This is a genomic window from Cytobacillus firmus (genome assembly GCF_023657595.1).
Classification (GTDB): domain Bacteria; phylum Bacillota; class Bacilli; order Bacillales; family Cytobacillaceae; genus Cytobacillus; species Cytobacillus firmus_B.
In genome coordinates, this window is sequence record NZ_CP098323.1 from 4,390,225 (window position 1) to 4,412,317 (window position 22,093).

Genomic DNA, 22,093 nt, shown 5'->3' on the forward strand with positions numbered 1-22,093 from the left:
AACATGTATTGTATAATGATGGAAAAGTGTCATTTTTCAAAAAAGGAGGGACAAAATGATTAGGACCGAGAATCCGGCAGATTTATTCGCGGACAAAGTCGAAGCGAGGAATATGCAGCTGGCCATTCAGCATTCCAGCGACGTAATTGCAAGAGTGACAAAAGAAGGCATTGCTTTATATGTCTCCCCTTCCTGCCTGCCCACACTGGGGTATTCACCGCAGGATTTTTACCGGAGCAGCCTTTACTCATACTGCCATCCAAATGACCGGGATCTTCTAAGAGATGCACTGGCCGAGCTCGAACAGCTTCCGCATAATCGGGAGACTTTTCGTTTCAGGCATAAGGAAGGACATTATTTGTGGCTGGAAGCCAATTTTTCAGTCATTAATGACGATAAAGAAATGATTTGCATTATCCGGGATATGACACAGAGAATTATCATGGAAGAGGAAATTCTTGAAACACAGGAGAAGTACCGTTTTTTGGTGGAGTACTCCAAGGATACGATCGGAATGGTGACTCAAAAGGGGATTTGGACCTATATCAACAATGAAGGGAAGAAGCTCTTCGGGTACACGAGCATCAAAGAGATGATCGGCACCTCCCTCCACGACTACACTCCTCCTTCAGATCATTCCACCCTCGATGATTTTCTGCAAACAAAGCTGAGCGTGAATTTTGAGCTTAATCTGATCCGGACTGACGGACAATTAAGAAAAGCCGAAGTCCAGCTGATTCCAACCACTTTCAAGAACAGAAAGGTCTACCAGATCATTATCAAAGATGTAACCGGACAAAAGAAGACTGAAGAAAAGCTGCAGAATGCTGAAAAACTTTCCGTGGTCGGCCAGCTTGCGGCAGGCATTGCCCATGAAATCCGCAACCCGCTTACAGCCATAAAAGGCTTTACACAGTTATTATACGAAGAACATAAGGACAATTTCGCAGAGGTTATTCTAAATGAGCTGGAGCGGATTGAAGGGATTGTCAATGACCTGCTCGTTCTTGCCAAACCTCAAATAACCGAAATGGAAGAAACCTGCCTGACAAACGTAGTAAAGAGTGTGATTACTCTTTTAAACAGCCAGGCAGTCATGGAAAATATTCTGATCGAATTAACTCAGTCACCCGGCGAATTCTTTGTGAATTGTGAAAAAGATAAAATTAAACAGGTGCTGATAAACATCATTAAAAACTCAATGGAAGCCATGCCAATGGGCGGCAAAATAAACGTCGATATCCGCCAGGAGGACCATTCTGTCATCATCACCGTCGAGGATGAAGGAATCGGCATACCGGAAGAACGCCTCGACAAACTGGGAGAGCCGTTTTACAGCACAAAAGAAAAAGGGACAGGCCTTGGCATCATGATCTGCAAAAAAATCATTAAAAACCACGGCGGAAACCTATACATCCACAGCAGGGAAAATGAAGGCACAACGGTCCGGATTACACTGCCGCTTGCCTGAACAAAAGAAGCCAGATGACTGAGCTGGCTTCTTATTTTTGAAGGATGAACTCCTGTTCCTGCCTCTCATCCCCAATATGTATCCTTTCCTTGTAAAAAATCTCGTCCTTTGACATCAGCAGCACAGTTGAACTCCTGGTTCCGTAGCCATCGCTTTTGATAAATAATGGAGACAGCATCCGTTCCCATTCAAGTGAAACTCCTGTTTTCGGAAGCAGCTCATCCGGGGCAGGATCTGCATTCCGGAGAAGTGTGAACAGTTCCTCTGTTAAGCTTCCCTCTGCATTATCTAATAGAGCAGATAAGCCCTCCTTCCCTTTTTTTACCTTTGGCCATTCGGTATCGAGCACATGATTGCTGACCCCGTATATCCCCGGCTGAAGCAACTCTACCCTATCCTCCACGTTCGAATAATAAAAGAGTTCCTCCAAGTTTCCCGCCAGCAGATTGTAGCCGGGATAGCTGCTGCGATGTTCAGATGCTCTGTTCATAAAGTCAGCAGGCGAAGCACTGCCTATCAAAAAGTCCCCCACCAGATCCCCTCTTGACCTCTTGCCTTCTGTCACTTCATTTGGATCACGGTAATTTGTCAGAGCTGCAAATCTGCCATTCTTAGTGATACCCATCCACGTTCCCATCTTCCTCAAATCACGTCCGGCGAGAATGTGGGGATGGTCCTCCCAAAAATGTGCAGGTGCAGTCGGACGCTCGTAAAATTCGTCGCGATTGGCTGCAACAATCAGCTTATATTTCGGATGGGCTTTGTATGCGAAAAGGATTAGACACATGGGGATCACTGCTTTCGTTTTATTTTCATTATAACTTTACATGCAAATACAGCAAAAAGCCCCTTTCTGCAAAGGAGCTTCCCCATCTTCACGTAACCGTCTCCTCGAGCCGAGCTGCTTTCCTCGCCCTTAAAAACCGTATTGTATTTAAAACAATCGTTTTAGTCACAGCATAGGTAGGAATCGCCAGGATCATACCAAGAATTCCGGCAAGGTTGCCTGCAACCAGCAATAGGATAATGATGGTGGCCGGATGTGTGTTTAAGGTTTTGCCGAGAATCAGCGGTGACAGCACGTTCCCTTCAACCTGCTGGGCAATCACGATGACCACGACAACCAGAAGGGCCTTAGTCGGAGAGTCAAAAAGTGCGACGATTACGGCCGGGGCACCGCCAAGAAATGGTCCGACATAAGGAATGATATTTGTGATGGCCACAATCAGCGCCATAACCAGCGCATAAGGCAGATCGATGATTAAATAACCGATAAATGATAGTGTCCCTACAAACAGCGCAACAGTAATCTGCCCCTGAATGTAAGAAGAAAGGGTTTCGCCTGTTTCCTTAAGGGTTTTAACCCCTTCTTCTCTGTAAGCAACAGGAAGAAACTTTGAAACGGCGGCAGGAAACTTATCGCCATCTTTGAACATATAAAACAACAGGAATGGCACCGTTACAATCGTGATCGCAATATTGGTGACCAGGCTGACAATTCCTGCTACCCCCTGCGTCACACGGCTTGGGAGGGTATTGGCATATTCCATAATGCGGGCTTCAATTTCTTCAAGCAATATGTAGTCCTGCGTCAAAAACCATTTAAACTCTTCAGTGTTAGACATTGAAGTGACAAAGTCTCTTGTCGTTTTTGCATATCCCGGCAGGTCGTTGAATAATTCAGTCACCTGTCTGCTGATAAGCGGAGCAATGTTGCCAATCACCAGCATCACTAAACCGATAACAGCTGCATAAATGATTAAAATAGCTGCCGTCCTTGGCACCTTATAGCGCTGCAGCAATCTGACCAGCGGATTCAATAGGAAATACAGAAACCCTGATATAATGATTGGGAAAAAGAGAGTAGATACAAAGATGCCAACCGGTTCAAACAGAAAAGAAATTTTTGTTGATACATAGATAATGGTTAAGATAATCAGCAATTGCAAAGTCCAGTACTGCAATTTTTTCTTTGCCACAATGTCACCTTTTTCTTTGGATGGATTAACTAAAGGATACCATATTCGCGTGTTTGCTCCTACGAAGATGCTACTTCTTTTACGAATAGGGATGGAAAAGGTTTCGGAAAAGATGAGAAATTTCTTTTTGGACTCACAAATTTCCACATCAGGGAATATCACTTACCAAAATAACACTTTTTGGTTTATAACTCACATAAAACAGGGTATAAAGAACTATATAAATTCCAGGAGTGAACAGACATATGACCACATTAGACATTTTTAAGAAAGAACTCAATCTGCTGACAGTTGAAATGCAGCGCTGTAATAATTCAAGAATAAAAAATCAAATTCTTAGTGATATTCTTCTCATCCAGAGTGCAGTTATAGACATTCTCAAAACTGCTGAGCGAGCTATTCATAAAAAAGTTTAACAGAGCCCGAAATTAAAAGAGCCGCTCAGCAGCTCTCTATTCTTTGCCATAAATTAATAAAACTTCTTAACACCAGCAATCCTCACCTTCACACACTACAAAATCATGATACCGGAATAATGTGACCGGATCCGCCTGCTCAAGCCCCGGCACGCCGGGATTATAGATGCTTCCTCCCACAACGGATATTTCCAGAAGACCGCATGCCGGTTTACAATCATGGCCGCATAATAGAAAATCTCCCTTTGCTACAATACGGACCACCGCATTTCCTTCATTGCTTCCCAAGCTGCACACTTCTGGAATATCGCTTTCAATTCTGGTGCATGTATGAGGCTTTAACTCAAATGTCCCCAAATTAAATTCTTTTTCCGGCAGGTTTTTGATTACACAGATTCCACCCTTTTTTAGTGCAGGTGTGTAAGGCTGTACACATACTCCCAGTTTTACAGATGCCTTCAACTTTCTGCCTGTTGGGTTGCTGATGATTATAATAATCCTCTCATTCTCTCTTCCAACCTGATATTCACAATCGGTTTCCAAAGGAACAAGAAACGGTCCCGTTGTTATGACTGCCTTATCCTCTTGCTGGTGCCTTTCTTTGTAATTATTTAACATAATTAAACTCCTTTACTATTGAATGGAAAGCGTTATTCTCCTTTTTATTATTAAATTCAATGTGATGGCAAATGGAGTAGGCGAATAGTATAGATTATCAATAAAAAGGCCATTTTTCTTCTAAGGAGGCTGAAGCATGAAGATCGGAATTAATCTGCTCACTCTCACACAAGAGCGTTTTGGAGGTGTAGAACAGTATATAAAGAATTTGATTGCCCATCTTGCTGACAGCGGAGAAAACCTTACCTTATTCCTTTTTCTCAGTAAGAAGATGAAGAATATTTTTCCCCCACATGAAAAAATTCAAATCCGAACGGTAAAAGACCCGGCTCAAATTCATGAATGCATCCGGCAATGCCAGCTGGACCTCTGGTTTTGTCCGGTGCACAAATCGTATATTCCAAATATTCGTGTTCCCTGCATTGTAACGATTCATGATGTTCTTCATACAGCATATCCCGATTTTGTACAGGGAGGACGAGAAGAAAATAACCGGTACTATCATCAATTTGCCCCGTCTTTTAATAAAGTGATTACAGTCTCGGCCTTTTCCAGGAATGCCATTGCTAATCAGCTCTCTATCCCAAAAGAGAAGATTCATGCCATTCACCCCAGTGCACCAGCTATATTTGATAAAGTTCCTGCAGATGTGATAAGAAAAAAGGTAAAACAAAAATATCAGCTGCCTGAAACATATGCCATCTATCCTTCCAGTTTTAATCCGCACAAAAACCATCAAAATCTCCTAAAAGCCATTCTTATATTAAGGGAAAAATACAAAACATTCTTACCTCTTGTCCTGACTGGTTATGCAGATAAGAAAAGTGGAATTTATCGGTCTGTATGGCTGTTTATAAAAGAACACTCATTAGAAAATCAAATCCGGGTTTTAGGGTATATAAAGCCGGATGAAATGCCTTCTCTTTACTGGAATTCCAGCTTTTTAGTCTTCCCTTCCTTATATGAAGGTTTTGGCATTCCCCTGGTGGAAGCACTTAAGGCCCAAAGGCCGATCGTTTGTTCAAACAGGGGGAGCATACCGGAAATCGCAGGCGATGCAGCCCTTTATTTTAACCCGGAAAGCCCCGAGGAAATGGCGTTGAAAATGAAAGAAATGTTAAATCCCTTAATAAGAGAAAGGCTTAGGGAAGAAGGCCGCCTTCGATCACAGCAATTTTCCTGGAAAAAGACTGCCGAAGAAACGCTGCACGTTTTTCGAAGTGTGATCAAGAAACGTTGAGAGGAGAAGAGAATGAGGAGAAAATTACTTGTCCTTAATATTTTCCCAACGGTTTTTCCGCCTGCAAGCGGAGGCACATTGAGGTATTTTCATATATATCACGAATTAAGCCATTATTATGATATTACTTTATTATCCCAATCGAACAATAATAAAGGCAGCGTTATTGAATACTCCCCAAGTTTTCGGGAGTACTTAGCAGAAAGAGATCCTCTCTATCTGAAAATCAGGCAGCAGCTCCATGTTGCCGCACGTTCCTATGAACTTCCTTTAATTATGTGTTTGGAGCTTGCCAACCATCCCGCTTTGTACAAAAAGTATTTTAAAAAGCTTTACCACTCAAGTGATATCATCATTCATGAATCCCCCTACTTACTGGATTATGACATCTATTTTAACCAGGATAAGAAGCCAAGAATTTATAATAGCCATAACCATGAATACGCATTGGCAAAGCAGATTTGGCAGGATGAAAAGGCAAGAGAATACCTTTCCAGGCTTTATGAAGCAGAACAGCGATTATCTTCATATGCTGATTTGATTTTTGCTACATCCGGGGAGCAGAGAGAGGAGTTTATTCGTTCTTATGGACTGGATTCTCAAAAAGTAAGGCTTGCTCCTAACGGAATTAATACGGATGAATGGCTCCCACGCAGAAAAAAGGCCGCCGGAAGGCCAAAAGCTGTGTTTATCGGTGCCCATTACCCACCCAATATTCAGGCAGTGAAGTTTATCATTGACCAGCTCGCCGACAAGTGCCCGAATATGGATTTTATCATTGCAGGAGGATGCTGCAGTCCTTTTCGAAAGCACAGGAAGGGGAATGTGAAATTATTGGGCTCTGTTCGGCACAAACAAAAATTAACATTATTTGCCGAAGCAGATATCGCCATTAACCCAGTTATAGCTGGTTCAGGAGTGAATATAAAAACACTTGAATTTCTATCTGCAGGAATTCCCCTATTTTCCACGGTATGTGGTGTACGGGGATTAGAGCTCGTTGATCAAAAACATTATATCCATGCAGAGCATGAAGACTTTGCGGATATATTGAATAAGTTTTCCGGCAGGCACGAACTATTGAACGTGGTGGCGGCAAACGGTCAGAAATCTATCAACAGCCGTTTTTCATGGAAAAGCATAGCGGGGAACATCTACGATGCTATAGAAGAGACACTTTCTACTTAAGAAGAGTCTCTTCTATAGCTCTTTTCATTGAGCTTCCAGCCTTATCCCACGTAAGGTTCAGCATATCCAGTCTCCCTTTATTCCCCTTCTGTTTACATAGAAGCGGGTTCTCATAAGCTAATCTCATCTGTCTTTTTGTATCATCGAAATCAGCTTCAGCCCAAAGCTGGTCACCCTGCCCAAATAAACGGTGATATTGCCTTGATATGGCACTGCCGCCGTACATACTTTTCCTTGGATCCTCAAGCTTATAGTCAATTAGGAAGGAATTTTGTTCATTTAAAAAATCCATTTGTCCGCCCCATCCTGTAGCAATGACGGGTATTCCACTTGATAAAGCTTCCATATACGGCAACCCAACCCCTTCCCCTCTTGTGGGAAGAATAAAGGCATTGCCCAGCGTATATAAGCCTTTAAGCTGTTCTTCCGGCAGAATGCCGGTTAATACACACAAAGGGGCTGTTCCGCCAGTAAAGCCAAGCCTCCTTTTATAATTGGAAATAGAGTTTACTATTTTCCTGCGGCTGCTCCCATAGGTTTTAATAATCATTAGCACATTGTCCCTCGAAGTGAACTCACTCCAATATGCTTTTAACAAGGTTTCAGGATTCTTCCTATGCTGAAAATCAAAGATCGAAACAAAAACAAACTTATTCTTTGCTTCTTTAAAAGTAAACTTTTTATTTTCAGGGTTAAATGTTTGTGTGTCTGCTCCATGGGGAACCAGATACACAGGAGTTTTCACGCCGCTTTTTTTGAGGGCATCTACATTTAGAGAGCATGGGACGCATATCCCATTACATGCATTTATAACAGGCAGCCAGGAACCTGGAACCCCTGCTGTTTCCCATACTGTATTTAATAGTATCCGATCATATTTTTTTCTATCATTTTCAATATCTTTAACAATCCCAGGCGGACAATGATAGATTAGAATTTTTTGTCTGTTTTCTTTGTATGGGCTGTTTATTAATTGCAATAGTCTCTCTTTCTTGTTTTGATCGTTAAACTCATAGGGAAAATTCCATGTATATGGCTGGATCTTTAGATCAACACCTAGGCGGTCCAAGGCCAGAACATATTCTCTGCTTGCAATTCCGTATCCGCTTGCATCAAGAACCGGGCCTTTCCAAATGACTTGATAATCAGTCACATCTCCCCCTCCCTATCATCGCTGATAATTTGCTGTACCAGGTTAAAGTCGGTCGTTCTGCTGACCGGAACAGACTTTTTTAGAAGCTTGGCGTTATTTGCAGCCCAGGTATGGTGTCCTGGCTGAGAGATCCTTAAACATGCATAATTGTTTTTATCACCCGAGTAAATTTTTAAGTTCTGTTTGCTGCAAAGCTTTAAGAAGAAGGTATCTTCCCCCAGGTTCCTTTTGGGAAATTGGACGATATTCATAATTTCCTTCCTGAATACCATTGTAGCTCCCTTTATCCCGATTCTGACGAACTGATTTTCCTTTCCCGGCTTATGGATTGCAAGTACCTCCTCTTCTTGAAAGTACATATACACGGTTCTTTTGCCCACAAGATCTGCAGATGATTTTTTCAGAGTAAGGATAGACTGAGTCAGATAATGTGGAGCATAAAAATCGTCATCATCAAATTTTGCGATTAAATCATACCGTGATTTCTGAACAGCAAAATTTATGCATTCTCCGAGTGTAATTTCTTCGGGCAGTTGAAAAACAGCTACATTGTGATATTGCTGGGCCCGCTTTTGCCATGATGATAGATTCATCTCATCCTTATTTAATATAATGATTAATTCTTTTTCCTTCCAAACCTGGTTTTCATAGTTTTTAAACACGTTTTCCATATAGTTCTGGCGCATTGTACAGCAAATGATAGAGACCATCTTTCACGCTCCTTTTTACTATGCTTAACGATATCCTTCCAGGAATCCGCTATACGGTTAATATCCTCCTCCATCAGCTTTTCTCCCCATTGAACTTCTATGATATCAAGGGGGGTAATAGCCTTTACTGCATGCCTTGTTCCAACAGGAATTTGAAGGACCTCCCCAGCTTTTATATATAAAAGCCTGCCGTCCATTATAAATTCCCCTTCTCCTGCTATGACTGTCCAAGTCTCCTGTCTGAACTGATGAGTCTGGTAGCTGATATTTTCGCCGGGATTTATTTTGAGCAGCTTAGTAAGAGATTGCATACCTTCGTTTGTACTGGTAAAATCCAAAACCTTATAGGTCCCCCATCTTTTTTCTTCACACATAGGCCGGGCAATTTCCGCTAATTGCTTGATAGAGTTGCTCTTTTGCTTATCCGCTACCAAAATTCCATCCGGACTGGCAGCAATGATGCTATTAGAGATAGAAATAGCATGAATCGGAATGGACAGCTCATTGACAATCTGTGTATTTCGGGAATCCTCTGATAAGGAACCTTTTCCCAAAATTGAACTTGCCCACTGGCCGCTTAATGCTTCCCAGCTCCCAAGATCCTTCCATTGTCCGGTGCAGGGTATCACAATGGACCTGCTATTCTTCTCGGCAACCTGATAATCAAAGCTGATTCCAGGCAGATGATCATAACTTTTCAGCAGCCGGCTGTAAGAAGTTGGAAACCCCATATTTTTTAAATAATCAAGCATAAAATTCATGGAAAAACCAAATACACCGCAATTCCAGAGAGCATTTCTTTCGATTAGCATCCGCGCTGTGTCAGGATTTGGTTTTTCTATAAATTGATCGATTGTAAGGTAATCCATTTCCTCTTTCTGTGCAGGCTTAGGTACGATATATCCAAACTGCTCTGACGGAAATTGGGGCACAGCCCCCATAAGAGCCAGTTCAGCCTGCGATTTCTGGAGAATATCCGGAATAGATTGCAGCTGTTCAAAAAACGGCGGATCCACATAAGAATCCACTGGAAGGACACAAATGGTTTCGTTAACACTGATATGATCATTGGAGCGGAGATAAGCACAGGCCAAAGCGATGGAAGGAAATGTACCTCTTTGCCTAGGCTCGCAGATAACGGGGATGTCATTGTCTATTTGGTTATAAATCATATCCACTTGACTCTCACTGGTAATAATATATGCTGATGATAGAAGTCCGGCGTCATCAAGCTGCCGGCAGACCCGCTGTATCATCGATTCATACTCTCCCTGTTCCCTTTGCAAAAGCTTTAAGAATTGTTTTGAACGGACCGAATTGGATAAAGGCCAAAGCCTCTTGCCCATGCCTCCTGATAATAGCAGAATTCTCAGATTTTCCACCTCCCTATTTCCAATGCAGATTCTTTATTACTATTGTATGAGATTGAGTGTATTCGGCTATGGTCTTTTAAACTGATGCTTTTGAGGAAAGCAGAAAGAAAGCCGTTTGTCAGGTTTCTCTGGCAGTCAATGGATCTGGCACCTTAGCGCAAAAAGAAAAAGGCTCACCAATCGGTAAGCCTTTTTTATACCTTTACATATGAATGAATTACTTTAATTTTATAAACCTCCGGAATTGAACCATATAATATCAATGATTTTTCTTGTACCAATATTCTTAATTTCACGGAATTAGATACCTGCTGACTCGGATGAAATAGTTTTTTTCATAAACAGACGGAATAAGTTTTAGTAACAACCTTGTGGAACTATAGCACCCGTTACTTTAAGTACATTCTTTCACAAACTTGCCTTTGAAAATAGAAGTAGCATTTTCTTATAAGGTAAATGTGGACAAACGATCTCTGCTAATTTTAGTTAAAGAAAGGTTTCAGCAAATTGTTCTTCTGAAATTACCTTTAATCCATTTCTTTTTAATAAAGCAGAAGTAACGCCCATCCCCTCAAGTTTTTTACCAATGAATTCACCGTTGTAAATCATTGAACTGCCACAGGATGGGCTGTGTTCCTTTAGAACTATTACGGTCGCATTTATTTCTTTAGCTTTATTTAGAGTAGCGTAAGCACCCTTTATGTAAAGTTCCGTGACATCTTTTCCTGACTTTTCAATTACTTTAGCCTTTCCATTGAGTACATCTTCTCCGTTTCCACCTATTATTTCAGCAGGTTCTCTGGGAGTTGAAAATCCACCGAGTAATTCTGGACATATTGTAATAGCTTTATTTTCTTCTACAAGTTTAGCTATTCCATTATTTAAACTGTGTGTGCCGTTATATCTCACCTTCAACCCCGCTAAGCAAGAACTTACCAATATCATATATATAACCCCCCGAATAAATCTTCCTTAGTAAATTTTATCAAAAATTTCTTTGTTGAACTAACCTCCCTCAATAAAAGAAGCGAAAACACTTATTTACTCTTGTTTTCTTAGAATTTCATAGTTATTTACCTTTCGGTAACTCACTTTATAAATGGAGGATCTTCACTTGAAAGGATATTTTTGGACAGAGTGAGAAAAAAGAGTTAGAACCCACTAACCAATCCCTTACAGAAAATGGTGGATGAGTAAAAATATATCCGCACTGGTGGATGTCCACATTTACTCATGGAGGTCAACCCTCCCATGTCTCACAGAGTCTTCGCTCTCAAATTCCTTCGTCCAACCTTTCCATGAGGTGGATGTCAGCCATGCTGCCCCACAGGGTCCAAGCCCGTAATTTAGTTGCTTTGCCGACTAATCCGTGCTTCAAATGTCTCCAAAACTATAAAAGCAAGAACTACTACTTATCTAATCTAAACCAAAGTTAAGCTGCCATTTCCTTCTTCTTTGTTACTGCCAAATGAGGGATGTCCTTTAGCATCTTTTCCTCATTAAAATCAAATTGTTTTTTTCCTATACTGAAGAAAATCCGAATTAGTTTATTACACAAAGCAATCAGGGACTGCATCTTCTTTAAAGGATTATCCTGACGTTGAGTATAGTAAGCATGTAATGCTTTAAATGCAGAATTCTTGGCGACGAGAATCATACAGACCCTGAATAACAGGGCCCTGAGTTTCTTTCGGCCTCTTTTTGTGATGGTCGTTTTTCCTTTGTGCTTGCCGGATGTATTTTCTTTTAAGCTTAAGCCGGCCAGCTTGATAATCTGCCTTGGATGATTGTATTCGCCTAAATCTCCTACTTCCGCAAAGAAGCCGGCAATTGTATCCCTGCCTACACCTTTTATCGCTAACATTTGTTGTACACCTGGTATTTCATCAAGCTGGCCGTCTATTTTGGCGTCCAATTCTTCGAATTGTAACTGAATTAATTCATACTTAGCCAGAATGGTTTTTAGCTCCAGCCTGGCCATTTCAGCACCTTGTCGAAGTCCGATGGACTGACTAGCTGCCTGTTTTAATTCACGGATCTTGTTTAATCCAACACTCCGAGATACGGACTTTCTCAAATGGACGAGTAGTTCTTCTTCGGTGAATACAGCTATTTCATGTGGCAAGGCATAGAGCTTTAAGAATTGTAAAGCAGCCTTACCTTCCCATTTCTTAAATACCTTGAGGAATTCCGGAAAATACCGGTCAATCCAGTTGTGCACCTGTCCTTGGACCGTTTGTAGGTCTTCAGTTAAAAGATCGCGTATTTTCTTTGCCACACGGAGTTCTGCATAAACACCTTGCGGTATTGTTGGTTCGGCGTATCTTCCATCCTTGACCAGCTGGGCTATGACCTTGGCATCTTTCACATCATTTTTGGTGGGTGAGTTATCATCCAACTCTTTGCTTTTCTTGACGTGCAACGGGTTTACTGCGACAAACTTTATCCCATTTTCTTTTAAGATATGGGCCAGATTAAACCAATAGTGGCCTGTTGGCTCCATGCCAACCATCACTTTACTCATACGCTGTTCTTTTTTGATTTCCGAAATCCATTTAAGAAAGTGTTCAAATCCTTCTTTTGTATTTTCAAATTGACACGGGGATCCAAACTCCATTCCCCTGAAATCCTGGGCACGAGCCACATGTTTGAATTTCGCAATATCGACTCCTATAATAAGAGTTTGAGAAGTGATTTGAGCAATCTTCTTATTCTGGTTATAATTCATTGTAAAGCCTCCTGGTGTTTGAGATTTTTGTCCTTTTTGCTTGCCGGCTTCAGGACTCTCTCATTCTACCAAGAGGTTATTTTTTTGTTCAAACTCCATTTTCATTCATTACAGGAATGCTGCCCCGTTAGTTTAAGTACAAAACTTCACACATTCTAAATAAAGAAGCCCTTCAAAATTACTTGAAGGGTCTCAAAAATTTTAATTCCGTTAAATTATGAAAATCATTTCGGAAGACTTAGAACGTAATCCGACTATTAATGAAAAATAACAATTACACCGCTTCACTATCCCACTTCTTCTCATCCTGCACAAACAGCAGCCCCAGTTCATGATGGTCACCTTCATAAAGAGCACGCTGAACGAAACGAACCTGTCCGTTCACATCAAAGACCTCAAGCTTGCAGTGAGCGCCGTTCTTTTGCAGGGCCTCGTAGAAGCCTTTCTCATCATGGATTTTCACGCCATTGACTTTTGTAACAACCTCTCCCACTCCAAGAGACATTTTATCAGCAGGTGAATCGGGAACTACGCCGAGTACCATGATTCCCTGATTGCGCTTGGAAAAGTAAAATGGCGCCTGATCCTCTGCCATTCTCTGGCGGAGCGAGATGAATTCTCGCCCGATGATCGCAAGTGCAGCTGCACCCACAGCAGCAAGCGGATACCAGTAGCCTGCAGCTGAAATCAGCAATAAAAGTATGCCAAACACGCTGATTCTTTGTCCAAGCAGGGCTGTTGCCTCTTTAGGAAGCGTACCTTGGATTCTCTGATGAAACCCGATTGAAAACGGGACAAGAATGAGTGAATACATTTCATCGCCAATCGGTATCATTGGCCACCACTCAAACGGCAGCTGCAGCGCCTGACCCGGTATCAGCAGAAATACAGGAACCATCCAGATTCTTTTGGATTCATGAATGCCGATGGTTTGACCCCGCTTACTCTTTACAAGCCTGGGAGATGTCCCTTTTCGGCCGTTTCTTATAATCAGGAAGCCTTCTGCAATCACCAGAAGGGCAAGGAGAACAGCGATGGATGGGAAGATGGAAGAGTCAACATCTGATGCCGACTGGGCGAATGACGGCAAAGGCCACTGCTGTTCAAAAGCAAACATTGTGGCGAAAAAGGCGAAGCCCAGCGTATAAACTGGCGCCATCCATCTCACTTTTGCCGTTAAGCTCCACAGGAATGTAAGTGCAGCGGTAAACACAATCGTCTCCATTGGCAGGACAAGTCCCGCTCCCACCATAACCACGCTTACGGCAAGACCTGCCAGAATCCCCAGCGGAAGAAGCTGCCTCAGCTCAAAATAAGCATTTTCAGCACGGACCGAAAAGTCCTTTCGCTCTCGCTTTACACGGGAAATACCTAAAAAGGCTGCCACAAAAAACAGGTAATAAAATACCGGATTTAACAGCAGCTTTCCCGTTCCTTTTAAAAACTCAAAAATCCACTCCTCTATCAAAATTGCCACCAGCCTCTATTAATAAATTCTCATGAATTATGTAAACAGCAGAAAACTCTATTACTCTATATTCTACCAAAAGCACCTTGCAAAACCTATTACAATCTCGCTTTAAATAAAAAATAGCAGAAGGAAAATTCCTCCTGCTTCAATCGGCAAAATCCGGGTGGTGCCTGTCACTATTTGGCTATATATCTCAAAGCCGTCTGCAGCTGCAAATCGTTCTGCTCTTTTTTCATTTCTTCGATGGCGGCCTGTTCAAGCACTGCTGCGGTTTTCTTGTCTATCCGGCCGGTTGCTTCAAGCTCTTTTTGCTGCTGAAAGACTTTCACTGCTGCTTCAGTGGAATCATTGAAATAGCCATCTGTCCTGCCAGGGGCATAACCGAGTCCGGCCAGAATTTCCTGTGCATTCTTCACCATTTCATTATTCATATCAATCTCTAAAGGCTTCTCCACCTGCAAAGGATGAGTCTGATAGATATCCGGCTGTTTCACCTCAAGGGTAGGCTTGATTCCTTTATTATGAATCCAGTTTCCGTCTGGCGTCAGCCATTTAAATAAAGTGAGCTTGATATTGCTGCCGTCACCCATCGGAACAGGCTGCTGAACAGTCCCTTTTCCAAATGATTTCTCACCGATAATGGCATATCCCTCCGCTTCCTTTAATGCGCCGGCCAGAATCTCTGATGCAGAGGCACTTCCTTTATCCACAAGAACGGCAATCGGATAGCTTTTTGGCTTTTCAAGTGTGGAGAAATACCTCATCTTCTCCCCATTCCGCTTCTCAATTTGCAAATATGGTTTGTCAGCCGTAACCAATTCCTTCAGGATTTCCTGAACAGAGGTCAGGAGACCGCCGGGATTTCCGCGCACATCAATGACAAGCCCTTCGATCCCATCCTGTTCCATTTCACTCAGCTGTTTCGCAAATTCTTTGGATGTATCTTCGGAAAAGGAGGTAATCTCCAGATACCCAACCTCTTTTCCTCTTTCCTTCTTGATTTCTGAGTAAACAGTAATTTGAGGAATTTCATCTCTTTTTACTTCCACCTTTAAAGGCTCCTTTAGTCCCTGGCGCGCAACTTCAAGCTCTACCTTTGTTCCTTTTTTACCGCGGATCTTCATGGTCGCTTTATATAAATCAAGACCCTTTACACTTTCCCCATCCACTTTTAAGATTTCATCTTTTGGCTTTAGCCCCGCTTTTTCCGCCGGTGAGTCCTTAAAAGGCGCAACAATGATGATCTTTCCGTCCACCATGCTGACTTCCGCACCGATTCCTTCAAAAGAAGATTCCAATGTATCACTGAATTGTTTTGCCGTTTCTTCATCCATATAAACAGAGTATGGGTCCTCGAGGGTTGCAAGCATGCCCTGGATGGCTCCCTCCACGAGCTGCTTTTCCTCTACTTTTTCCACATAGCTATTCAAAATCAGCTGATAGGCCGTTTCCATCTTTTCAACCTTCTCTTGATCTAACTGTTTTCCGTTTTCCTTGGAATCCAGTAATTGATTTGGGGCTCCTGTCTGCGGAGCTTCCTTTGCCAGCCACTGCATGCCTGCATATGTACCGCCAGCCCCTGTCAGCAATGATCCCGTCATCAGCACGGCGATCCATCTTCTGCTCATCGTCATCTCCCTTTCCAGTTTGCTGCGTTCCTGTATATTTTCAGCGTCTGCGGCCTTCCCCGATTTTTAAATAAATAAAAACAACCCGCAAAGGGAGCGGGATGTCTTCGCTTATTTCATCCTATGTTTGGTATGGACGAGTTATGATTTCTTTTGCTTGAGAGTATTTTAAAAACAGACGTCTAATAGGATTAAAGACCCTCTTTTCGGGTAAAAGAAAAGTGGAAGAAGCTATGCTCCTTCCACTTTACGCTATTTTTATAGAGGCACAATGCCTACAGGATTAATCGCATTTGATTTTGCTGCATTCCAAGAACCTCTGTGAAGTTCAAAGTGCAGATGCTGACCGTAAGATTGTCCAGTATTACCCATGATACCGATTTGCTGGCCTTTAGAAACTGTCTGGCCAGAGCCGACAGAACGGCTTCTCATGTGAGCATATACGGTAGTATACGTTTGTCCGCCTACAGAGTGAGCAATGAAAATCGCATTTCCGTAGCTGCTGGAGTAATATGAACGGATGACAACACCATCGGCTGCGGCCACGATCGGAACTGTGCCGCCTGAAGCAATATCTACTCCAAAATGATCGCCTAATGAACGGCTGCCGAAACCGGAAGAAAGTCTTCCTGCTGCTGGTCTTGTCCAGGCACCGCTTGCTACAGAAGGTGCAGATACCTGCGGGCTGCTTGAAGATCCGCTGTCAGATGAGGAGCTGCTTCCTGCTGATGAACTGCTTCCCGCTGATGAAGAGCTCTTCTTAGCCGCTTCTGCTGCAGCCTTTTGTCTTGCCAGTTCAGCTTGTTTTGCTGCCTCTGCTTGTCTTGCTGCTTCTGCTTGTCTTTCCTGCTCTAGCTTGATTGCTTTTTGAATCGCTGCTTCCTGGGCTGCAAGAATCTCATTTTCTTCGGATAATTCAAGCTTATGAGCATGCATTTCCTCTTCTTTATGCTTTAGAGATGCAAGTAATTTATCTTTCTCTGCTTTTTGTGCGTTTAAGCTCTTTTTCATGCCTTCAAGCTCTGCACGCATTGTTTCTAAAGAGGCTAGCTCTTCTTTTACCTGATTCTGTTTTTTCTCAAGCTCGTCTTTATCCGCCTGATGCGCTTGTAAAATTTCCTGGTCAGCTTCTACGATTGTTGCAACTGCTCCAACCCGTTCAACAAAATCTCCAAAGCTCTGCGCACCCATTAAAACATCAATATAGCTCACCATTCCGCCAGTTTCCTGGTAGTTGCGTGCACGGTCTTTTAATAGTTCATTACGCTTTTTGATGCGCTCTACTAATACTTTAATTTCTGCTTCAAGTTTCTCAATTTCCTTTTTTGTATCTGCAATTTCTTGATTCTTTTCTTCAATTTTAGCTAAAGCATCACTGATCGCTTTATCCAGACGCTCAATCTCACTTTGTACAGATTGCTGCTCGCTCTGGTTTTCGCTGATCTTTTTATCTGTATCGTTTAACTTTGATTCTACTCCGGAACGCTGCTGGTTAATTTTTTCCTGCTGGCTGTTTAGATCGTTTAGTTTATTTGCTGCAGACGCCTTCTCAATAGGCATCCCAACTGTTATGCTGCCAAAACCCAGAACGGCAGCTAATGATAATGTGATGATGGATTTCTTCAATTTCCGATTTCTCCTTTCAATGAACACCATATGTACAGGTTAATCGTTCTATATTTCTCCAAGTCTGAAACATTTAGCTTCTCTGAATCGTCTAATATAATGAAGCTTGAAGGCGCCTGGACAGGTTCCCCCCACCGCAGGGCCTTCTAAGCTTGTTTATACTTTCAGGAACTTTCTGACTGACATTAAGCTTCCCCATACACCAATGAGGGCACCCATCAGGATAAGAAGCCCGGAAATCTGATAAACAAACGGACTAAACTCCAGCAGCTTGACAAAATGTCCTTCAAGCTTTGGCGCCAAATAATCATAGGCGTAATAGTATGCTGATGAAACAAGCGCAATAGGAATAATGGATCCTAGCAGCCCAAGCCATAAACCTTCAAGGAAGAATGGCCATCTGATGAACGAGTTGGTTGCTCCTACCAATCTCATAATCTCAATTTCTTTTCTTCGTGACATAATCGTAATCTTAATGGTATTGGAAATCAGGAACATGGCAGTGAATAATAAGCCGATAATCAGCACAAGGCCAACATTTCGTCCGGCATTGATAAAGTTGAATAGTTTTTCAACCTGCCCCTGCCCATATTTTACTTTTGCCGCATATTCCATTTTCTCAATCTGCTTTGCAGCTTTCATTGTGTCTGCCGGGTTTTTCGTCTTTACGATAAATACATCGTTCAGCGGATTATCCTGTTCGAACAGTTTGAAGGCTTCGCCTTCTTCACCAAGGCTGTTTATTAAACTATCAAGCTCTTTTTCCTTAGTTGAGTATTCAACCGTTTTGACTTCGGGTATTCCTTCGATTTTTTGCCGTAAAACTTCCTGATCCTGCTCATTTGCAGCAACATCGATGTGAACGCGGATTTCCACGTCCTCTTCAATGGTTGTAGCCACCTTGTTGAGATTCATCATAATGACGAAAAATACGCCAACTAAAATGAGGGTTACTGTGACCGCACTTGCAGAAGCAAATGTCATCCAGCCGTTTCGCCCGAGACTTTTAAAACTTTCGCGGAAGTGCCGGCCCAATGTTCTAGCTTTCATAGCCGTAATCACCTCTTTGCTCGTCACGCACAATTCTTCCGCCTTCAATGGCAATAACGCGGTGCTTAATCGTGTTAACAATTTCTTTATTATGAGTTGCCATGACCACAGTCGTTCCTCTCGTGTTGATTTCATCGAAGATGTTCATGATTTCCCATGAGGTATCCGGGTCAAGGTTTCCTGTAGGCTCGTCCGCTATCACGACCTTTGGAGAGTTTACGATTGATCTGGCGATGGAAACACGCTGCTGCTCCCCGCCTGACAGTTCGGTCGGAAGCATCCTTGCCTTATGTTTTAAACCTACAAGGTCCAATGTTTCCATAACTTGTTTTTTAATATTCTTCGGATGCTCTTCAATAACCTCAAGAGCAAAAGCTACATTCTCATAAACTGTCAATGTCGGGAGGAGCTTAAAGTCCTGGAAAACGACACCGATTTTACGGCGCATTAGCGGCACCTTTGCATTCTTCAATGTAGCCAGATTCACTCCGTCAATGGTTATCGTTCCGCTCGAAGGCTTTTCTTCCCGGTACATCATTTTGATAAAAGTGGATTTACCGGCACCACTCGGCCCTACTACATAAACAAACTCACCTTGCTTAATATGAATATCTATCCCGCTGGCAGCTGTAACGCCATTGGGGTATCTCTTATATACGTCTTTCATTTCGATCATATATATCACCTAGCATCTAGTGTGTATTAAGAATTTAAATAACAGATGGCTTGTTTCGCTAAAAAACGACATCCTTTCGACATAGAGGATGACAAAATACTTGTAAATACTGCCTAATTAGCCATCTAAAATTCTCACACAACCCATTATAACATCATAAGTTGTCAAAATAACGGAAAAAATTATTACAGTTTCTTTTCAAACCTGATACTATTGTTACTTTTTTCCTTAATTTCTTTAATATTCTAGTGTTTTATTTTCAAAATCGACTAATTTTTCCTTCTTTTTTCATATTGCATTTACTCGATATTTGTCATAAATTCTGTGATGCTATCCTGGGCTTTGAGATTGGTTATTGCAACTTTTGTTCAATACGGGGAGTTTACCTTAGGTTTTGATGCAGCTCGTTTTAACTTTGGATGGATTAGCGGTGTCTATATTAAGCCATAAAACGCTTAGCGAAAAAAATAAAAACGCCCTGGTAAACAGAACGTTTTCATGTGAATCCTCTTATTTCTTGCCTGCCAGCCAAGACGCTACAGCAGAAGCTTCTTCTCCCTGAAGCAATCCTTTAGGCATTGCTCCTTTACCGTTAGCTATCGTGTTTTCAATATCTTCCTGTGATAGGTTTGCACCGATTTTATCAAGCGCAGGTCCTACACCGCCTTCAAGATTTGCACCGTGGCAGCTTGAACATTTCTGTTCATAAAGCTTTTGTGCATCGCCAGCGTCAGCCGTATCCGTTGTTGTTTCGCCGCCGCCGTTTGTGGAAGTGTCCTTGTCCTCAGCAGCATCGTCTCCGCCGCCGCAGGCTGCAAGAACTAAAGATGTACCCATTAGTAGTGCTAATAGCTTCTTTTTCACCTATAATTCCCCCTCAGGAAAAAATACTAAGTACAGCTATATTATACCAACACTACGCTCGTTTGAAACCCTCGCCCAACACCTCGGAAGCATCCGTAACAATGATAAATGCAGTAGGATCAATGGTTTGAACCAGTTGTTTCAATTTTGTGAACTCTGTCTGATCCACTACACACATCAGGACCGGACGTTCATGGTCGGTATAACCACCGTATGCTGATAGTTTTGTCACACCGCGGTCAATTTTATTCAAAATTCCTTCACGAACTTCACTTTGATTTTCAGTAATGATTAAAGCCATCTTTGTCCGGCTGAAACCAAGCTGGATCAGATCAATTGTTTTGCTTGTTACATATAAAGCAATTAAGGCATACAGCCCCTGCTCTATGTCAAAAATAATCGCAGCCGACAATACGATCAATCCATCGATTATCGCAACACAAGTGCCAAGAGACAAACCTGTATACTTGTTAATAATCTGTGCTGCAAGGTCTGTCCCTCCTGTTGATGCTTTACCCCTGAAAACAATTCCTAAACCAAGACCGACGCCAATTCCGCCAAACAGCGATGCGAGCAGCGGATCAGATGTCCATGGCTCGTATTCCTTTGTCAGAAACACAACAAACGGCAGGAAGATTGTCCCGGCCAGAGTCTTGGCTCCAAATTGTTTTCCAAGCAGCAGCACACCAGCAATAAAAAGCGGTATATTAAATGCCCACTGTACATAAGCTGGCTCCCAGCCAACAACTGCATCCAGGATTGTACTGATCCCGCTTACCCCGCCTGATGCAATCCGGTTGGGCAGCAAAAACACATTAAACGCGACCGCTACAATACCTGACCCTATCAAAACGTATAAATACTCCAGCAATCTCTCCGCTTTTGTACTATAAGTATATCCTCTTTTATATTTGCCCATTTCTTCTCCCTCCGGTGTCCCGATCTATGCAGAATACGATATTCCATTTTTACCGTCAGTGAGTATAGCATGGAGTTTGAGGCCTGTAAATGCCATTGAACTGCCGTATTAAAGGACTCTGCCCTGCCTTTTCATTATGTTGCGATAAAAGCGTTCAATTTATCATGCAATATTAATGTGTGAAATGTTTATGAACATTGTGGAAGAATACTTCCAGGCCGCCTTCTCATCAGCATGAAATACAGCAGCATGTGGTATAATGTCGAAAAGGAGGTGAGAAAATTGGAGAAGATTCTTAATGAAATTTTAAGTACATTGAAGGACCATTCAAAGAGGTTTGATGGTATTGACGAGAAGTTCGATTCGATTGATAAAAGATTCGACTCTATGGACAAGAAATTTGATTCGATTGATGAGAAATTTGATTCGATTGACCAGAGATTTGAATCGATAGATCAGAAATTTGATTCGATTGATACAAAGTTTGATTTGATTGATCAGAGGTTTGATTCAATAGATAAGAGGTTTGATTCGATTGACCATGAAATCTCTGATGTTAAAAGCAGACTTGGAAATGTTGAGAACAGGCTTGGGAATGTTGAGAACAGGATTGGAAATGTTGAGAACAGACTTGGAAATGTTGAGAACAGGCTTGGGAATGTTGAAAATAAAATTGAAGTACTGTCTGAACAGATTGAGAACAATGCGACCGAATTCAGAAGCCATTTTAAGCATATTGAAATAAAGCTGGATCAGCATGAAGAGACTTTTAACGTCATCTCTGACGCAATAAAAGGCACAAAAATTGATATCGTTCACCTCAGTGAAAAGAGCGGGGTTCAAGAAATGGAAATAAACCAGCTCAAAAAGCGTATCCACTCCTAGAGCACTCCCCATTCACCGGCTAGCTCAGTCCCATAAAAAATAAGCCTATGCCGGTAATATGCAAGCATAGGCTTTCTTGCATCTTATCCTGAGGCGAA

20 protein-coding genes are annotated in these 22,093 nt (G+C 42.1%); 5 read left to right on the forward strand and 15 right to left on the reverse strand.

Going from position 1 to position 22,093, the window contains the following annotated elements; all coding sequences use genetic code 11:
• Positions 1-55: 55 nt before the first annotated feature.
• The gene (locus tag NAF01_RS22195; protein WP_197218322.1) at positions 56-1,471 is read left to right on the forward strand and encodes a PAS domain-containing sensor histidine kinase; all 1,416 of its coding nucleotides are present in this window, start codon (positions 56-58) and stop codon (positions 1,469-1,471) included.
• A 31-nt stretch (positions 1,472-1,502) separates the two neighbouring features.
• On the opposite strand, the gene NAF01_RS22200 is transcribed toward NAF01_RS22195, so the two are convergent.
• Complete coding sequence (locus tag NAF01_RS22200) at positions 1,503-2,258, reverse strand: NRDE family protein (RefSeq protein ID WP_226618526.1); 756 nt, start codon at positions 2,256-2,258, stop codon at positions 1,503-1,505.
• Between the two features lie 88 nt (positions 2,259-2,346).
• Positions 2,347-3,450 (reverse strand): AI-2E family transporter, encoded by a 1,104-nt coding sequence (locus NAF01_RS22205; protein ID WP_197218315.1) that lies wholly within the window; start codon positions 3,448-3,450, stop codon positions 2,347-2,349.
• Between the two features lie 245 nt (positions 3,451-3,695).
• Here NAF01_RS22205 and NAF01_RS22210 point away from each other — a divergent pair, with 245 nt between their 5' ends.
• The gene (locus tag NAF01_RS22210) at positions 3,696-3,866 is read left to right on the forward strand and encodes a hypothetical protein (RefSeq protein ID WP_197218313.1); all 171 of its coding nucleotides are present in this window, start codon (positions 3,696-3,698) and stop codon (positions 3,864-3,866) included.
• Between the two features lie 66 nt (positions 3,867-3,932).
• On the opposite strand, the gene NAF01_RS22215 is transcribed toward NAF01_RS22210, so the two are convergent.
• A complete protein-coding gene (locus tag NAF01_RS22215; RefSeq protein WP_197218311.1) occupies positions 3,933-4,484 on the reverse strand; it encodes a hypothetical protein in 552 nt (183 codons plus the stop codon).
• A gap of 136 nt (positions 4,485-4,620) precedes the next feature.
• On the opposite strand from NAF01_RS22215, the gene NAF01_RS22220 reads away from it, so the two are divergent.
• Positions 4,621-5,724: a glycosyltransferase family 4 protein gene (locus NAF01_RS22220; RefSeq protein ID WP_250801139.1), complete on the forward strand. Its 1,104-nt coding sequence runs from the start codon at positions 4,621-4,623 to the stop codon at positions 5,722-5,724.
• 12 nt (positions 5,725-5,736) lie between these two features.
• Positions 5,737-6,912 carry a glycosyltransferase family 4 protein gene (locus NAF01_RS22225; RefSeq protein WP_226618528.1) on the forward strand — a complete coding sequence of 392 codons (1,176 nt, stop codon included), beginning with the start codon at positions 5,737-5,739 and terminating at the stop codon, positions 6,910-6,912.
• Here the strand turns inward: NAF01_RS22225 and NAF01_RS22230 are convergent.
• The 12 genes from NAF01_RS22230 to NAF01_RS22285 all read right to left on the reverse strand — a co-directional run bounded on the left by NAF01_RS22230 (position 6,905) and on the right by NAF01_RS22285 (position 21,110).
• Complete coding sequence (locus NAF01_RS22230) at positions 6,905-8,065, reverse strand: glycosyltransferase (RefSeq protein ID WP_250801141.1); 1,161 nt, start codon at positions 8,063-8,065, stop codon at positions 6,905-6,907. The genes NAF01_RS22225 and NAF01_RS22230 overlap by 8 nt on opposite strands.
• A complete protein-coding gene (locus NAF01_RS22235; protein ID WP_226618530.1) occupies positions 8,062-8,775 on the reverse strand; it encodes a glycosyltransferase family 2 protein in 714 nt (237 codons plus the stop codon). The genes NAF01_RS22230 and NAF01_RS22235 overlap by 4 nt, the downstream gene beginning before the upstream one ends.
• Positions 8,682-10,157: a sugar phosphate nucleotidyltransferase gene (locus NAF01_RS22240; protein ID WP_350457422.1), complete on the reverse strand. Its 1,476-nt coding sequence runs from the start codon at positions 10,155-10,157 to the stop codon at positions 8,682-8,684. The genes NAF01_RS22235 and NAF01_RS22240 overlap by 94 nt, the downstream gene beginning before the upstream one ends.
• Before the next feature lie 477 nt (positions 10,158-10,634).
• Complete coding sequence (locus NAF01_RS22245) at positions 10,635-11,093, reverse strand: 2-thiouracil desulfurase family protein (RefSeq protein WP_197247089.1); 459 nt, start codon at positions 11,091-11,093, stop codon at positions 10,635-10,637.
• Between the two features lie 487 nt (positions 11,094-11,580).
• Positions 11,581-12,876, reverse strand: coding sequence for an IS110 family RNA-guided transposase (locus NAF01_RS22250; protein ID WP_250801144.1), 1,296 nt, complete (start codon positions 12,874-12,876; stop codon positions 11,581-11,583).
• 274 nt (positions 12,877-13,150) lie between these two features.
• Positions 13,151-14,344 carry a PDZ domain-containing protein gene (locus NAF01_RS22255; protein ID WP_250801145.1) on the reverse strand — a complete coding sequence of 398 codons (1,194 nt, stop codon included), beginning with the start codon at positions 14,342-14,344 and terminating at the stop codon, positions 13,151-13,153.
• 179 nt (positions 14,345-14,523) lie between these two features.
• Positions 14,524-15,975 carry a S41 family peptidase gene (locus tag NAF01_RS22260; protein ID WP_250801146.1) on the reverse strand — a complete coding sequence of 484 codons (1,452 nt, stop codon included), beginning with the start codon at positions 15,973-15,975 and terminating at the stop codon, positions 14,524-14,526.
• A gap of 258 nt (positions 15,976-16,233) precedes the next feature.
• Positions 16,234-17,601: a murein hydrolase activator EnvC family protein gene (locus NAF01_RS22265; RefSeq protein WP_250801148.1), complete on the reverse strand. Its 1,368-nt coding sequence runs from the start codon at positions 17,599-17,601 to the stop codon at positions 16,234-16,236.
• A gap of 156 nt (positions 17,602-17,757) precedes the next feature.
• A complete protein-coding gene (ftsX, locus tag NAF01_RS22270; protein WP_048009812.1) occupies positions 17,758-18,651 on the reverse strand; it encodes a permease-like cell division protein FtsX in 894 nt (297 codons plus the stop codon).
• Complete coding sequence (gene ftsE, locus NAF01_RS22275) at positions 18,641-19,327, reverse strand: cell division ATP-binding protein FtsE (RefSeq protein ID WP_048009813.1); 687 nt, start codon at positions 19,325-19,327, stop codon at positions 18,641-18,643. Before ftsE ends, ftsX begins: the two co-directional genes overlap by 11 nt.
• Positions 19,328-19,837: 510 nt before the next feature.
• Positions 19,838-20,191: a cytochrome c551 gene (gene cccB, locus NAF01_RS22280; protein ID WP_048009814.1), complete on the reverse strand. Its 354-nt coding sequence runs from the start codon at positions 20,189-20,191 to the stop codon at positions 19,838-19,840.
• Positions 20,192-20,243: 52 nt separating this feature from the next.
• Positions 20,244-21,110: a YitT family protein gene (locus NAF01_RS22285; RefSeq protein WP_197205118.1), complete on the reverse strand. Its 867-nt coding sequence runs from the start codon at positions 21,108-21,110 to the stop codon at positions 20,244-20,246.
• A gap of 249 nt (positions 21,111-21,359) precedes the next feature.
• Between NAF01_RS22285 and NAF01_RS22290 the strand changes: the two genes are divergently transcribed.
• Positions 21,360-21,995: a tropomyosin gene (locus NAF01_RS22290; RefSeq protein WP_346769636.1), complete on the forward strand. Its 636-nt coding sequence runs from the start codon at positions 21,360-21,362 to the stop codon at positions 21,993-21,995.
• Positions 21,996-22,093: the final 98 nt, after the last annotated feature.